Source organism: Streptomyces calvus (assembly GCF_006782915.1).
GTDB lineage: Bacteria > Actinomycetota > Actinomycetes > Streptomycetales > Streptomycetaceae > Streptomyces > Streptomyces calvus.
This window is the reverse complement of record NZ_VCNP01000025.1, coordinates 153922-166948: the sequence shown is the minus strand read 5'-3', so window position 1 is coordinate 166948 and position 13027 is coordinate 153922. Positions and strand designations below refer to the sequence as shown.

Here is a 13027-nt window from a genome sequence, read left to right as displayed (position 1 = left end):
CCGCCCGGGCCGCCCGCGGAGCACGGGGCGGCGGCGCACCGCGGTGCTGTAGGAGGCTCCAATCCGCACGCGCGCGTGCCGGGCGATGACGCTATTCCGCGTTGTCGGCGGGGTGGGGCACGATGGGGGCATGGCATCCACGCACGATCACCCCGGTGAGCAGGCCGCACAGGACCCCCTCAAGCTGATCGCGATCCGCGACACCGCCCTGTCCGTGGACGAGGTCCTCAGGGCCGTCGGGGACGACGCGGCCGGAGGCACGGCGCTCTTCGTGGGGACGGTGCGCAACCACGACGGGGGCGCCGACGTCGACGAGCTCGGCTATACGTGCCATCCCAGCGCCGAGGACGAGATGCGGCGGATCGCCGAGAAGGTCGCCGCCGAGTACCCCGTGCGCGCGCTGGCCGCGGTGCACCGGATCGGGGACCTCAGGGTCGGGGACCTCGCCGTCGTGGTCGGCGTGTCCTGCCCGCACCGGGGCGAGGCCTTCGAGGCCTGCCGCAAGCTGATCGACGACCTCAAGCACGAGGTGCCCATCTGGAAGCACCAGCGGTTCTCCGACGGGACCGAGGAGTGGGTCGGCGCGTAGCCGGTCGTCGGGCGACGCAAAGCGGTCCGGCGCCTGCCGGCCCGGCCACCGGACCTCCGGTTGCGTAACCGCACCCCTGGCGTGAGCGTTGTCACTGCGGATGGTTAATCTGCTGATCAGTCAGTTGCGGACGCTCAAGGGGTTGGGAGGTCGGCATGGCGGCACTTGCCTGGTTGCTGATACCGCTGGTGGCTGCGATCGGCGCGGGACTGTGGGGAAGTTGGGCCAACCGGAACCGCAAGGTGCGCAGCGACGGGCCCGAGCTCGTCGGTTACGCACGCTTCCGGGAGGCCATGGAACGGCCCCGGTCGGGCGGCTGAGAGCGGCGAAGCCGCAGGTCGTCGGCGTGGACAGGGAGCAGGGCTGCCCGTCCGGGCGGCCCTGACGGTGCGCCGACAGACCGGTCCCGTACTGTCGAGGCATGCCACGCCGCACCGCGACGATGCTCGCCTCCACCCTGATGCTGATCGCGCTCCTGTGCGCGGGAGTGTTCATCCCCGTGCCGTATGCGGAGATGTCCCCGGGGCCGACGGTGAACACGTTGGGCGACCACGACGGCGAGCCGGTGCTGCAGATCTCCGGGCACAAGACGTACCCGACGGACGGCCACCTCAACATGACCACGGTGCGGGTCACCAGTGCCGACTACCGGATGAACCTCGTCGAGGCCGTCTACGGCTGGCTCGCGCACGACAACAAGGTCGTGCCGCACGAGACCCTCTACCCCGACGGCAAGACGGAGGAGGAGTCCACCCAGGAGAACGCCGAGGAGTTCAGCCAGTCCCAGGAGAGCGCCAAGGTCGCCGCCCTGAAGCAGCTCGACGTCCCGGTGGAGTCCTGGGTGATCGTCTCCACCGTCGTCAAGGACTCGCCGGCCGAGGGCAGGCTGCACGCGGGCGACGTCATCAAGGCCGTCGACGGCACGGAGGTCAAGGAGCCCGCCGACGTCGCCGAGCTGGTGACCGAGCACAAGCCCGGCCAGGACGTCGTCTTCACCATCGTGCCCGCCAAGGAGCAGGCCGCCGCCGAGAAGGAGAAGCGGGCGGCGACGAAGACCGAGAAGGTCACGATCACCACCGCGACCTCCGACGACGGCGGCGAGAAGCGCGCCGTCGTGGGCATCTCCGCCGGGACGGACCACACCTTCCCGTTCACCGTCGACATCAAGCTCGCCGACGTGGGCGGACCGAGCGCCGGCCTGATGTTCGCCCTCGGCATCTACGACAAGCTCACCCCGGGCAGTCTGACCGGCGGCAGGTTCGTCGCCGGCACCGGCACCATCGACGACGACGGCAAGGTCGGACCGATCGGCGGGATCGAGATGAAGACGGTCGGCGCCCGCGAGAAGGGCGCCGAGTACTTCCTCACCCCGGCCGACAACTGCGCGTCCGCCGCCAAGGACACCCCCGACGGCCTCACCCTCGTGAAGGTGGACACCATCGACGACGCCCTGGACGCCCTGAAGGACATCCGGTCCGGCGACACCGCCGGCCTGCCGAAGTGCACGGTGTCCTGACCGCCGACGGCTACTCCGCGAACGTCGCCGCCAGCGCGTCCGCCAGACCGGGCACCAGGTCGGAGCCGGTGAGGACCTCCGTGGGCGAGTCCTTCTCGCGCAGCCGCAGGGCCGATTCGCGGGCTCCGTCGCGCAGCACCGCGACCGTCATCCGGACCTCCTGACGCTCCGGGTGCTCCGCCACCCACTTCGTCAGCGCGGCCTCGCCCAGATCCTTCGGAACCTGGGCCTCCGCGGACGGCGGCAGCATCAGCCGCTCCACGGTCAGGGCGCAGCCGGTCACCGCGTCGGGCCAGGCGATGGTGCCGAGGAACTCGTCCAGCGGCTTGCCCGCGGGAATCTCGTCCTGCTCGATCGGGGTGAGCGCGGTGGCCTCCTGCTCGCCGTCCGGACCGAGCCGGCCGGCGAGCGCGGGCTGCTCGGCCCGCAGCCGGGCGGTGTCGACGAGGGCGAACAGACGGGCGGGCTGGTCCCAGCCGAGGCCGGAGACGTACTCGTCGATCTCGAGCACGGCCCGGGTGAGCGGGTTTGCCGCCATGGGTGTGTTGGACATGGTCACAATCCTCTCTCGTTCTCGGCCTGAATCGGGAACCGAGTAAAGGGTGAGTAAGTTGCATAGGTGTGGGCCCACGATCACGGGGGCCACACACGGTCCGTGAACACGCGGGCCTGACGAATCGACAGCGAACTTCGAGGTGCCTACCTTGGCTTTCCAGATGCCGGACCGCGGCGGAGGCCCGACGGGGCCACGGATCAGAGTGGGCCGCCCGTCCCGGCGGGTCCGGACCCTGCTCATGACACTGGGCGTCCTGGCCGTCCTCGGCATGGTGTTCACCATGTTCGCGGGCTTCTGGACCGACTGGCTGTGGTACCGCTCGGTCAACTACTCGTCGGTGTTCACGACGACCCTGTGGACCAAGATCGGACTCTTCTTCGTCTTCGGTCTGCTGATGGCCCTCGCGGTCGGCCTCAACATCTGGCTGGCGCACCGGCTGCGGCCGCCGCTGAGCGCCATGTCGATGGAGCAGCAGAACCTCGACCGGTACCGGATGGGCATCGCCCCGTACAAGAAGTGGCTGCTGCTCGGCATCACCGCGCTGGTGGGCCTGATCGCCGGAGCCTCCGCGTCGAGCCAGTGGCGGACCTGGCTGATGTGGGTCAACGGCGTGCCGTTCGGCCAGAAGGACCCGCAGTTCAAGCTGGACGTCTCCTTCTACGCCTTCGACCTGCCCTGGTACCGGTTCCTGCTCGGCTTCGGCTTCGCCGCCACGATCCTGTCGCTGATCGCCGCCGCGCTCACCCACTACCTCTACGGCGGGCTGCGCATCACCAGCCCGGGCGCGCGCGCCACGGCCGCGGCCACCGGCCACCTGTCGGTGCTGCTCGGTGTCTTCGTCGCCCTGAAGGCGGTCGCGTACTGGCTCGACCGGTACGGACTCGCGGTGAAGTCGAGCGACTTCAAGGCGACCGACAGCTGGACCGGTCTGCGCTACGTCGACGCGAACGCCTATCTGCCGGCCAAGACGATCCTGTTCTGCATCGCCGTGATCTGCGCGCTGCTGTTCTTCGCCACCCTGTGGCGGCGGACCTGGCAGCTGCCCGTGATCGGCTTCGGCCTGATGGTCCTGTCGGCGATCCTCATCGGCGGCCTGTACCCGGCGATCGTGCAGAAGTTCCAGGTCCAGCCGAACGAGCAGGCCAAGGAAGCGCCGTACGTCGAGAAGAACCTCCAGGCCACGCGTGAGGCCTACGGCATCGACGACTCGCAGGTCACCGAGTACCCGGGCACCAGCCAGACCGAGGACAAGACCCGGCTGCGGGACGACGTCTCCGACACGGCCAGCATCCGGATCATGGACCCGAACATCGTCTCGCCGACGTTCCAGCAGCTCCAGCAGATCAGGAACTACTACGCGTTCCCGACCAACCTGGACGTCGACCGGTACACCAAGGACGGCAAGGACCAGGACACGGTCATCGGTCTGCGCGAGCTGAACCTCAACGGCATCCCGAAGCGGAACTGGATCAACGACCACTTCCGCTACACGCACGGCTACGGGGTCGTCGCCGCCGAGGGCACCAGCGCCGACGCCGGCGGCCGTCCGGAGTTCACCGAGTCCGACCTGCCGTCCAAGGGCGACCTCGGATCGTACGAGCAGCGCGTGTACTACGGCGAGCGGACGACGACGTACTCGATCGTCGGCGGTCCCCAGAAGGAGATCGACTACTCCGACGACAGCGGCGAGAAGACGTACAGCTACGAGGGCAACAGCGGCGTCAACCTCGAGAACCCGGTCAACCGGGCCGCCTACGCGGTCGCCTTCAGCGAGCCGCAGATCCTGTACTCGGGTGCGATCGGCGAGGGTTCGCGGATCCTGTACAACCGCACGCCCAAGGAGCGCGTCGAGGCGATCGCCCCGTGGCTGACCATCGACGGCGACGCCTACCCGGCCGTCGTGAACAACCGCATCCAGTGGATCGTCGACGCCTACACGACCACCAACGGCTACCCGTACGCGTCGCGCACGACCCTCGGTGACACCACGGCCGACTCGCTGACCGCCACCAACGACCAGCGCGCGGTGGTGGCCCAGCAGAACCAGGTCAACTACATCCGCAACTCGGTGAAGGCGACCGTCGACGCGTACAGCGGCGAGGTCAAGCTCTACCAGTGGGACACGCAGGACCCCGTCCTGAAGACCTGGATGAAGGCCTTCCCGGACACGGTGGAGCCCAGGAGCGAGATCTCCGACGACCTGATGGCCCATCTGCGGTACCCGCAGGACCTGTTCAAGGTGCAGCGCGAGCTGCTGACCCGCTACCACGTGAAGGACGCCACGACGTTCCTCTCCGGCAGCGAGGTCTGGCAGGTGCCGGACGACCCGACCAACAAGACGGGCGACGCGGTCCCGCCGTACTACCTGAGCATGAAGATGCCCGACCAGGACGAGCAGACCTTCTCGCTCACCACGACGTTCACACCGAACGGCCGTGACAACCTCAGTGCCTTCATGGCGGTGAACGCCGATCCGGGCACCGAGGACTACGGCAAGATCAGAGTGCTGAAACTGCCGACCAGCACCACCGCGGCCGGGCCCAAGCAGATCCAGAGCCAGTTCAACTCCGAACAGGACATCGCCGAGTCGATCAGGCTGCTGAGAGGCGGCGACTCCGAGGTCGAGTACGGCAACCTGCTGGCCGTCCCGCTCGACGGCGGACTGCTGTACGTGGAGCCGGTCTACGTCCGCGGTGGCGGCCTCAAGTACCCGCTGCTGCGCAAGGTGCTGGTGACCTACGGAGGCCAGACCGCGTTCGAGGACACCCTCGAACAGGCCCTGGACAAGGTCTTCGGCGGCGAGGGCACGACCACCGAGCCACCGCCGGGCGAGGACGAGGGAACCGGGGAGGACGAGGGCACCGAGCCGCCGCCCACCTCCGACGACCCCACCGTCCAGGAGGCGCTGAACGACGCCCAGGAGGCCTTCGAGGCCGGCCAGGAAGCCCTGAAGAAGAACGACTGGGAGGCCTACGGCCAGGCGCAGAAGGACCTCGAGGAGGCGTTGCGCAAGGCTGAGGAGGCCCAGTCCGCCGAAAGGGGCGACGGAGCCGGCGGCGGGGACGGCAGTCCCGGTCCCGACGCGAGCCCGAGCAGTTAGCGGGCACGCTGGTCAAAGGCCCCTCCCGCGCCGTGCTACGGTTGCAACACAACGGCGCGGGGTGGAGCAGCTCGGTAGCTCGCTGGGCTCATAACCCAGAGGTCGCAGGTTCAAATCCTGTCCCCGCTACTGACGTCGCGCAGTCGCGACACCAAAGGCCCGGATTCCTCCAGGAGTCCGGGCCTTTTGGTGTGCGAACGCATGTGCTCGGACGGCTGACGGCCGCGCCGCCGACGGGAGTTGGGAGATCTGTGTTTGACTTGTCTCTCTGTGGGCATGTCGACAAAACGCTGAAGTGACCTCACTGGCTGCGGTATACCAGGTGTACCCAGGTTGCAGGTGGTGCGACGATGGATGTTATGGGGGACAAGGGAACTCTGTTCGAGACCGGGCGTTTTGTGCAGTCCTCCCTTCGGGAGGCACCCCGCGACGAGACGGGGGAGGCAGCCGACGAGGCGGCCGAGGAACTGCGTCAGAGACTCGCCGCCGAGGCCGGCGACGTCGAGGCGATGAGCGTCCTCGGCGCCATGCTGCTGCGTCGCGGTGACCTCGACGGAGCCGAACCCCATCTGCGTGCCGCCACCGCGGCGGGCGACCGCGCCGCCGCCAACAACCTGGGCGTCCTGCTGCACCAGCGGGGCTACGCCGACGAGGCCGCCGGATGGTGGCGCATCGCCGCCGTCGCCGGCTCCACCGCCGCGGCGCACGCGCTCGGCCGCCACCACCGCGAGCGCGGCGACGAACCCGCCGCCGAGTACTGGCTGCGCCAGTCCGCCGAGCAGGGCCACACCCTCGCCGCCTACGCCCTCGCCGACCTGCTGGAGCACCGCGGGGACGCGGCCGGCGCCGAGCGCTGGATGCGTGCCGCCGCCGAACGGGGCCACCGCGAGGGCGCCTACCGGCTGGCCCGCGCACTGGACCGCAAGGCCGCACGGGAGGGCGACGACGACGGCGCCCCGCTGGTCGAGGAGGCCGAGCAGTGGTACCGGCAGGCCGCCGCGCGCGGGCACCGCCGGGCCGCGCTGCACCTCGGCGCGATCCTGGAGAAGCGCGGCGAACTCAAGGAGGCCGGCCGCTGGTACCTGACCTCCGCCAAGGACGGGGAGGCCCGGGCCGCGTGCGCGCTCGGGTTCCTGCTGCGCGACGCCGGGGACACCGAGAACGCCGCCGTGTGGTGGCTGCGCGCCGCCCAGGACGGCGACGGCAACGCCGCCAACGCGCTGGGCGCGCTGCACGCCGAGCGCGGCGAGACCCAGACCGCCGAGCGCTGGTACCGGGCCGCGATGGACGCGGGCGACGACAACGGCGCCTACAACCTCGGGCTGCTCTGCGCCGAGCAGGGCCGCACCGCGCAGGCCGAGCAGTGGTACCGCCGGGCCGCCTACGCCGGTCACCGCGAGGCGGCCAACGCGCTGGCGATCCTGCTGCTGCGGGCCGGGGACGTGACCGGCGCGCAGCCCTGGTTCTCCAAGGCCGCGGAAGCCGGCAGCGTGGACGCCGCCTTCAACCTCGGCATCCTGCACGCGGGCCGGGGCGAGGAGCGGGAGGCGCTGCGCTGGTACGAGAGGGCGGCGGCCGCCGGGCACACGGAGGCCGCGCTCCAGGTGGGCATGGCGCGGCTGCGGGACGGCGACGAGAGCGAGGCGGAGCGGTTCCTGCGGTGCGCCGCGGGCGGCGGCAGCGCCGAGGCCGCCTACCGTCTGGCGACCGTGCTGGACGCCCGCAGGCCGCCCGAGCCGGCCCATGAGCTGGGCGAGCCGGTGAACCGGCGGAGCGAGTGCGAGGAGTGGTACGAGCGCGCGGCCTCCCAGGGGCACCGCCGCGCACAGGTGCGGGTCGGCATGCTCGCCGCGGCCCGCGGCGACGTGGTCGAGGCGGCCCGGTGGTACCGCGAGGCGGCCGAGGCCGGCTCCCGCAACGGCGCCTTCAACCTGGGGCTGCTGCTGGCGCGCGAGGGCAGCGAGCCCGAGGCGGCCGTGTGGTGGACCCGCGCGGCCGACGCCGGGCACGGGCGGGCGGCGCTGCGGCTCGCGCTCGTCTACGCGCGGCGCGGCGAGCTGGCCGAGGGCCAGAGCTGGGCCGACCGGGCGGCGGCCCTGGGGCCCGAGGCGGTCACGGAGCGCGCGACGCGTCTGCGGGACGCCCTGCGCCAGGAACTGTCGGCGTGACACGTGCTCCGTCGCCCACCGGAAAAGCGATTTGCTTCTGTCCGCGTCCTTGACGTAACGTTGCATTCACCGACGCGGGGTGGAGCAGCTCGGTAGCTCGCTGGGCTCATAACCCAGAGGTCGCAGGTTCAAATCCTGTCCCCGCTACTGCAGTCCGAGGGCCGGAATCCGAAAGGGTTCCGGCCCTTCGGCGTTTCGGCGATCGTTACCGGCCGGGCACGGCAGTTCCAGCGACCGTCGCCGGCCGGCGCACGGTCGGAGGCGGGCCCGAACCATGACGGGTGCCCGCGCCGCGCACGGCACGACGACGAGCCCCGGCACCCACGGTGCCGGGGCTCGTCGTCGTGGCGCCTAGGGTCTGTCGTTTGGATCAGGTCGGCTGGGAGACGCAGCGCTTCTCAGCCCACCCGAGCGGGGCGTGGTGCGTGCAGCTGCAAGGCGGAGGAGGGCGGCGACGCGGAGCGTCGACAACCGACGACAACGCTGCAGATGTGCGTGCCACGCCCCGCGAAACCGACATGATCCAAACGACAGGCCCTAGGTGTATTGATCACGAGCGTTGTTAACGCTGGCCGGGCTTGATCATGGCGAAGGCCTCTGTGTGTGGTGGAGGTGTCGAATCTTCACCGCACGGAGGCCTTCGTGTCCCACCGTAATGCCCGGCTGACCTTTCACGGCAGGCGGCTGCTGGTTGAACGTGTCCGCACCGGACGCCCTGTCGCCCATGTTGCCGCCGAGATGGGCATCTCCCGCGTCACCGCTCACAAGTGGGTGCGTCGCTGGCGGGCCGAAGGCGAGAAGGGACTGCACGACCGGTCCAGCCGTCCGCGCACGACACCGCACCGCACGGCGGGGGCGATCGGGGCCCGCGTGTGCCGTCTTCGCCAGGACCGCAAGCTCGGCCCGGCCCGCATCGGTCCGATCCTGGGCCTGCCGGCCTCGACCGTGCACCGCGTCCTGGTCCGTCACGGCCTGAACCGCCTGTCCTTCCTGGACCGGCCCACCGGCCAGGTCATCCGACGCTACGAACGCGACCGCCCCGGCGAGCTGGTCCACGTGGACGTCAAGAAGCTCGGCCGCATCCCCGACGGCGGCGGCCCCAGGGTCCTGGGCCGCCAGGCCGGCCGCGCCACACGCAACGGCATGGGCTTCGACTTCATCCACTCCGCGGTCGACGACCACAGCCGCCTCGCCTACAGCGAGGTCCACCCGGATGAGAAAGCCGCCACCTGCGCGGCCTTTCTGCGCCGGGCCGCCGCCTTCTTCGCAGCGTCGGGCATCGACCGCATCGAGCGGGTCCTGACCGACAACGCCTGGCCTTACCGCAAAAGCCTCGCCTGGCAGCAGGCCCTGGCCGACCTGGATGCGGCCGGCAAGCTCACTCGCGCCTACCGGCCGCAGACCAATGGCAAGGTCGAGCGCTTCAACCGCACCCTGCTCGACGAATGGGCCTACCTGCGGCCCTACACCAGCAACACCGAACGCACCGACGCCCTGGCAGACTTCCTCCACACCTACAACCACCACCGCTGCCACACCGCACTCGGCGGCCAGCCACCCATCAGCCGCGTGAACAACGCTGCGGGTCGATACACCTAGGACCCCGCGCAGTTCGGGCAGAGGCCGCGGTACGTCACCTCGACGTCGGAGACGGTGAAACCGAACCGCTCCGAGTCGGGAAGGTCGGCCAGCGGATTGCCGGTCGGGTGGACGTCGCGGATCGAGCCGCACCGCGCGCACACCAGGTGGTGGTGCGGACGGTGGGCGTTGGGGTCGTATCGCTTGGCCCGCTTGTCCGTGGCGACCTCCAGCACCTCACCGAGCGAGACCAGCTCGCCGAGGGTGTTGTAGACGGTCGCCCGGGAGATCTCGGGCAGCTTGGCGACAGCCCTGGCGTGCACCTCGTCGGCCGTCAGGTGGACGTGTTCGCCGTCGAGGACCTCGGCCACGACACGGCGCTGCGCCGTCATCCGCCATCCGCGTCCGCGGAGCCGTTCCAGAAGGTCACTCATAGGCACCAGCCTAACAGCAGGGGGACCAGGTCCCGAATGGGTGTGACTTTGGAGCTTTACTTGACTTAGACATTGTCCATTGTAGGATCGAGCCTGTCTTTAGCCAAGGGACAGGATTGGGCAGTAATGACGCAGGAGGACCACGTGACGCAGGGACCGCTCACCACGGAGGCCGGTGCCCCGGTCGCCGACAATCAGAACAGCGAGACGGCGGGCGTCGGCGGCCCGGTCCTCGTACAGGACCAGCTCCTGCTCGAAAAGCTGGCCCACTTCAACCGCGAGCGCATCCCGGAGCGTGTCGTGCACGCCCGTGGCGCGGGTGCCTACGGCACCTTCACGGTCACCGCCGACGTCACCCGCTACACCAGGGCCAAGTTCCTCTCCGAGATCGGCAAGGAGACCGAGGTCTTCCTGCGCTTCTCGACGGTGGCGGGCAACCTGGGCGCCGCGGACGCCGTGCGCGACCCGCGCGGTTTCGCGGTGAAGTTCTACACCGAGGAGGGCAACTACGACCTCGTCGGCAACAACACCCCGGTGTTCTTCATCCGGGACGCCATCAAGTTCCCCGACTTCATCCACACCCAGAAGCGCGACCCGTACACCGGCTCGCAGGAGGCGGACAACGTCTTCGACTTCTGGGGCCTGTCGCCCGAGTCGACGCACCAGGTGACCTGGCTGTTCGGTGACCGCGGCATCCCGGCGTCCTACCGCCACATGGACGGCTTCGGCTCGCACACCTTCCAGTGGAACAACGAGGCCGGCGAGGCCTTCTGGGTCAAGTACCACTTCAAGACGGACCAGGGCATCAAGAACCTGACCGCCGAGGAGGCCGAGATCCTCGCGGGCAAGGACCCCGACTCGCACCAGCGGGACCTGCGCGAGGCCATCGAGCGCGGCGAGTTCCCGTCCTGGACCGTCTACGTCCAGGTGATGCCGGCGGCGGAGGCGGCGACGTACCGCTTCAACCCGTTCGACCTGACCAAGGTCTGGCCGCACGCGGACTACCCGCTGATCGAGTTCGGCAAGCTGGAGCTCAACCGCAACCCGGAGAACATCTTCGCCGAGGTCGAGCAGTCCATCTTCAGCCCCGCCCACTTCGTGCCGGGCATCGGTCCCTCCCCGGACAAGATGCTCCAGGGCCGCCTCTTCGCGTACGGCGACGCCCACCGCTACCGCGTCGGCATCAACGCCGACCACCTGCCGGTGAACCGCCCGCACGCCACCGAGGCGCGCACCCACTCCCGAGACGGCTTCCTCTACGACGGCCGCCACAAGGGCGCGAAGAACTACGAGCCGAACAGCTTCGGCGGCCCGTTCCAGACGGACCGTCCGCTGTGGCAGCCCACGACCGTCACCGGTGTCACCGGTGAGACGGTCACGCCCGTCCACGCCGAGGACAACGACTTCGTGCAGGCGGGCAACCTGTACCGGCTGATGTCGGAGGACGAGAAGGAGCGCCTGGTCAAGAACCTGGCGAACGCCATCTCGGGGGTCACGCGGGACGACATCGCCGACCGCGCGATCAACAACTTCCGTCAGGCGGACGAGGACTTCGGCAAGCGGCTGGAGGCCGCGGTCCAGGCCCTGCGCGGCTGATTCCAGCGCTGGACCGCTTGTCGAAACGGCGGGCCGGGCTCCCCTCGGGGGGGGCCGGCCCGCCGTGTGTCGTCACGCCCGCACGCTCCCGCCGGGGTGCCCAGCAGCGGATGATGTCGCGGACCGACACCACGCCGGCGGGTTCGCCCCGGTCGAGGACGATCAGATGCCGGAACCCGCCGTGCGCCATGGCGGCGGCCGCCTCCTCCAGCGTCCACGACGGAGCGGCGAAGACGACGTCGGTGGTGGTGTGGGCGTGGGCGCGCTCGCTGTCCGGATCCTGGCCGAGGCCCAGCGAGTTGAGGACGTCCCGTTCGGTGAGGATGCCGATGCCGGTGCCGTCGGGATCGAGGACCACGGCCGCGCCCACCCGGCGGGCGGACATCAGGGCGGCGGCCTGGCGGAGCGTGTGGGCGGGGCCGATGGTGAGGACCACGGTGCTCATGGCGTCACGGACGAGCATGGATGGAGCCACCTCCTACCGGAAACCGCGCGGTGAGCGGGCCGGAGGGCCCGCTAGTTCACGGTTTCACAAGTTCACAAGTGGGGGGACTCTCAGAGTGGCAGGTAAAGCGGGGGTCAACAAGGGGGCGGGCGCGGCCCGTTGGGGGCGCGCACGCGGAACCCGTGCCGGTCAGTAACGCTGGTTGAGATACCCCAGCAGCTCGTCGTGGAGCAGACCGTTCGAAGCGGCCGCGTTGCCGCTGTGCGGTCCCGGGCGGCCGTCGAGGCCCGTGAAGGTGCCGCCCGCCTCCGTGACGACGATCGCGGTGGCCGCCATGTCCCAGAGCGACAGCTCCGGTTCGGCACACAGGTCGACCGACCCTTCGGCGACCATCATGTACGGCCAGAAGTCGCCGTACGCGCGGGTGCGCCACACCTCGCGGGTGAGATCCAGGAACCCGTCCAGCCGGCCCTGCTCCTCCCAGCCGCTGATCGAGGAGTACGCGAAGGAGGCGTCGGACAGCTCCGAGACGCGGGAGACCTGCAGCCGGGTGGCCGACGACAGGCTGCGGCCGGCGAAGGCGCCGTACCCCCGCGCGGCCCACCAGCGGCGGCCCAGCGCCGGTGCCGAGACCACGCCGACGACCGGCTGGAAGCCGCCCTCGCCGGCCTCCATCAACGCGATCAGCGTGGCCCACACCGGGACGCCGCGGACGTAGTTCTTGGTGCCGTCGATCGGGTCGATCACCCAGCGGCGGGGCCCCGTGCCCTCCACCCCGTACTCCTCGCCCAGCACCGCGTCTCTGGGACGGGCACGCTGGAGGTGGCCGCGGATGAGCTCTTCGGCGGCCTTGTCCGCCTCACTCACCGGCGTCATGTCCGGTTTGGTCTCCACCTTGAGGTCGAGGGCCTTGAACCGGTCCATCGTCGCGGCGTCGGCGGCGTCCGCGAGGACGTGGGCGAGACGCAGGTCGTCGAGGTAGTCGGGCATGCAACGAACCGTATCTGCCGAGGTCGCCGCGGGGCCACCGGGGGCCCGGAACCCT

At 70.1% G+C, this 13027-nt stretch carries 10 protein-coding genes, 2 tRNA genes and 1 pseudogene; 9 read left to right on the top strand and 4 right to left on the bottom strand.

Going from position 1 to position 13027, the window contains the following annotated elements; translation table 11 throughout:
* Positions 1 to 130 precede the first annotated feature (130 nt).
* The 3 genes from FGW31_RS11300 to FGW31_RS11295 all read left to right on the top strand — a co-directional run bounded on the left by FGW31_RS11300 (position 131) and on the right by FGW31_RS11295 (position 2105).
* Entirely contained in the window at positions 131 to 589 is a 459-nt protein-coding gene (locus FGW31_RS11300) for a molybdenum cofactor biosynthesis protein MoaE (RefSeq protein ID WP_142193256.1), read from the top strand.
* Between the two features lie 155 nt (positions 590 to 744).
* Complete coding sequence (locus FGW31_RS34980) at positions 745 to 909, top strand: hypothetical protein (protein WP_167530027.1); 165 nt, start codon at positions 745 to 747, stop codon at positions 907 to 909.
* A 101-nt stretch (positions 910 to 1010) separates the two neighbouring features.
* Positions 1011 to 2105, top strand: coding sequence for a YlbL family protein (locus FGW31_RS11295; RefSeq protein WP_142193255.1), 1095 nt, complete (start codon positions 1011 to 1013; stop codon positions 2103 to 2105).
* 10 nt (positions 2106 to 2115) lie between these two features.
* Here FGW31_RS11295 and FGW31_RS11290 read toward each other — a convergent pair whose 3' ends face one another.
* Positions 2116 to 2658 (bottom strand): PPA1309 family protein, encoded by a 543-nt coding sequence (locus FGW31_RS11290; RefSeq protein WP_233288578.1) that lies wholly within the window; start codon positions 2656 to 2658, stop codon positions 2116 to 2118.
* A gap of 163 nt (positions 2659 to 2821) precedes the next feature.
* On the opposite strand from FGW31_RS11290, the gene FGW31_RS11285 reads away from it, so the two are divergent.
* From FGW31_RS11285 to FGW31_RS11260, 5 genes are all read left to right on the top strand, one after another.
* Positions 2822 to 5761, top strand: a complete 2940-nt coding sequence (locus FGW31_RS11285; protein ID WP_202432572.1) for a UPF0182 family membrane protein — start codon at positions 2822 to 2824, stop codon at positions 5759 to 5761.
* A 55-nt stretch (positions 5762 to 5816) separates the two neighbouring features.
* A tRNA-Met gene (locus tag FGW31_RS11280) sits at positions 5817 to 5890 on the top strand.
* A gap of 221 nt (positions 5891 to 6111) precedes the next feature.
* Entirely contained in the window at positions 6112 to 7929 is a 1818-nt protein-coding gene (locus FGW31_RS11275) for a tetratricopeptide repeat protein (RefSeq protein ID WP_182675198.1), read from the top strand.
* A 73-nt stretch (positions 7930 to 8002) separates the two neighbouring features.
* Positions 8003 to 8076: transfer RNA gene (locus FGW31_RS11270), tRNA-Met, on the top strand.
* Between the two features lie 495 nt (positions 8077 to 8571).
* Positions 8572 to 9528, top strand: a complete 957-nt coding sequence (locus tag FGW31_RS11260) for an IS481 family transposase (RefSeq protein ID WP_142193251.1) — start codon at positions 8572 to 8574, stop codon at positions 9526 to 9528.
* Here FGW31_RS11260 and FGW31_RS11255 read toward each other — a convergent pair.
* Entirely contained in the window at positions 9525 to 9941 is a 417-nt protein-coding gene (locus FGW31_RS11255) for a Fur family transcriptional regulator (RefSeq protein ID WP_142193250.1), read from the bottom strand. The genes FGW31_RS11260 and FGW31_RS11255 overlap by 4 nt on opposite strands.
* A 144-nt stretch (positions 9942 to 10085) precedes the next feature.
* On the opposite strand from FGW31_RS11255, the gene FGW31_RS11250 reads away from it, so the two are divergent.
* Entirely contained in the window at positions 10086 to 11537 is a 1452-nt protein-coding gene (locus FGW31_RS11250) for a catalase (protein ID WP_220450371.1), read from the top strand.
* A gap of 79 nt (positions 11538 to 11616) precedes the next feature.
* Here FGW31_RS11250 and FGW31_RS11245 read toward each other — a convergent pair.
* Positions 11617 to 12000 (bottom strand): annotated as a pseudogene (locus FGW31_RS11245) (CBS domain-containing protein); the annotation flags it as partial.
* Positions 12001 to 12171: 171 nt separating this feature from the next.
* The gene (gene hisN, locus FGW31_RS11240) at positions 12172 to 12972 is read right to left on the bottom strand and encodes a histidinol-phosphatase (RefSeq protein ID WP_142193248.1); all 801 of its coding nucleotides are present in this window, start codon (positions 12970 to 12972) and stop codon (positions 12172 to 12174) included.
* Positions 12973 to 13027 lie beyond the last annotated feature (55 nt).

Bases quoted from the DNA above. Each gene is read 5' to 3' on its own strand.
- FGW31_RS11290 (WP_233288578.1), bottom strand. From the start codon at position 2,658: ATGTCCAACACACCCATGGCGGCAAACCCGCTCACCCGGGCCGTGCTC.
- FGW31_RS11275 (WP_182675198.1), top strand. From the start codon at position 6,112: ATGGATGTTATGGGGGACAAGGGAACTCTGTTCGAGACCGGGCGTTTT.
- FGW31_RS11255 (WP_142193250.1), bottom strand. From the start codon at position 9,941: ATGAGTGACCTTCTGGAACGGCTCCGCGGACGCGGATGGCGGATGACG.
- hisN (WP_142193248.1), bottom strand. From the start codon at position 12,972: ATGCCCGACTACCTCGACGACCTGCGTCTCGCCCACGTCCTCGCGGAC.
- FGW31_RS11295 (WP_142193255.1), top strand. From the start codon at position 1,011: ATGCCACGCCGCACCGCGACGATGCTCGCCTCCACCCTGATGCTGATC.
- FGW31_RS34980 (WP_167530027.1), top strand. From the start codon at position 745: ATGGCGGCACTTGCCTGGTTGCTGATACCGCTGGTGGCTGCGATCGGC.
- FGW31_RS11300 (WP_142193256.1), top strand. From the start codon at position 131: ATGGCATCCACGCACGATCACCCCGGTGAGCAGGCCGCACAGGACCCC.
- FGW31_RS11285 (WP_202432572.1), top strand. From the start codon at position 2,822: ATGCCGGACCGCGGCGGAGGCCCGACGGGGCCACGGATCAGAGTGGGC.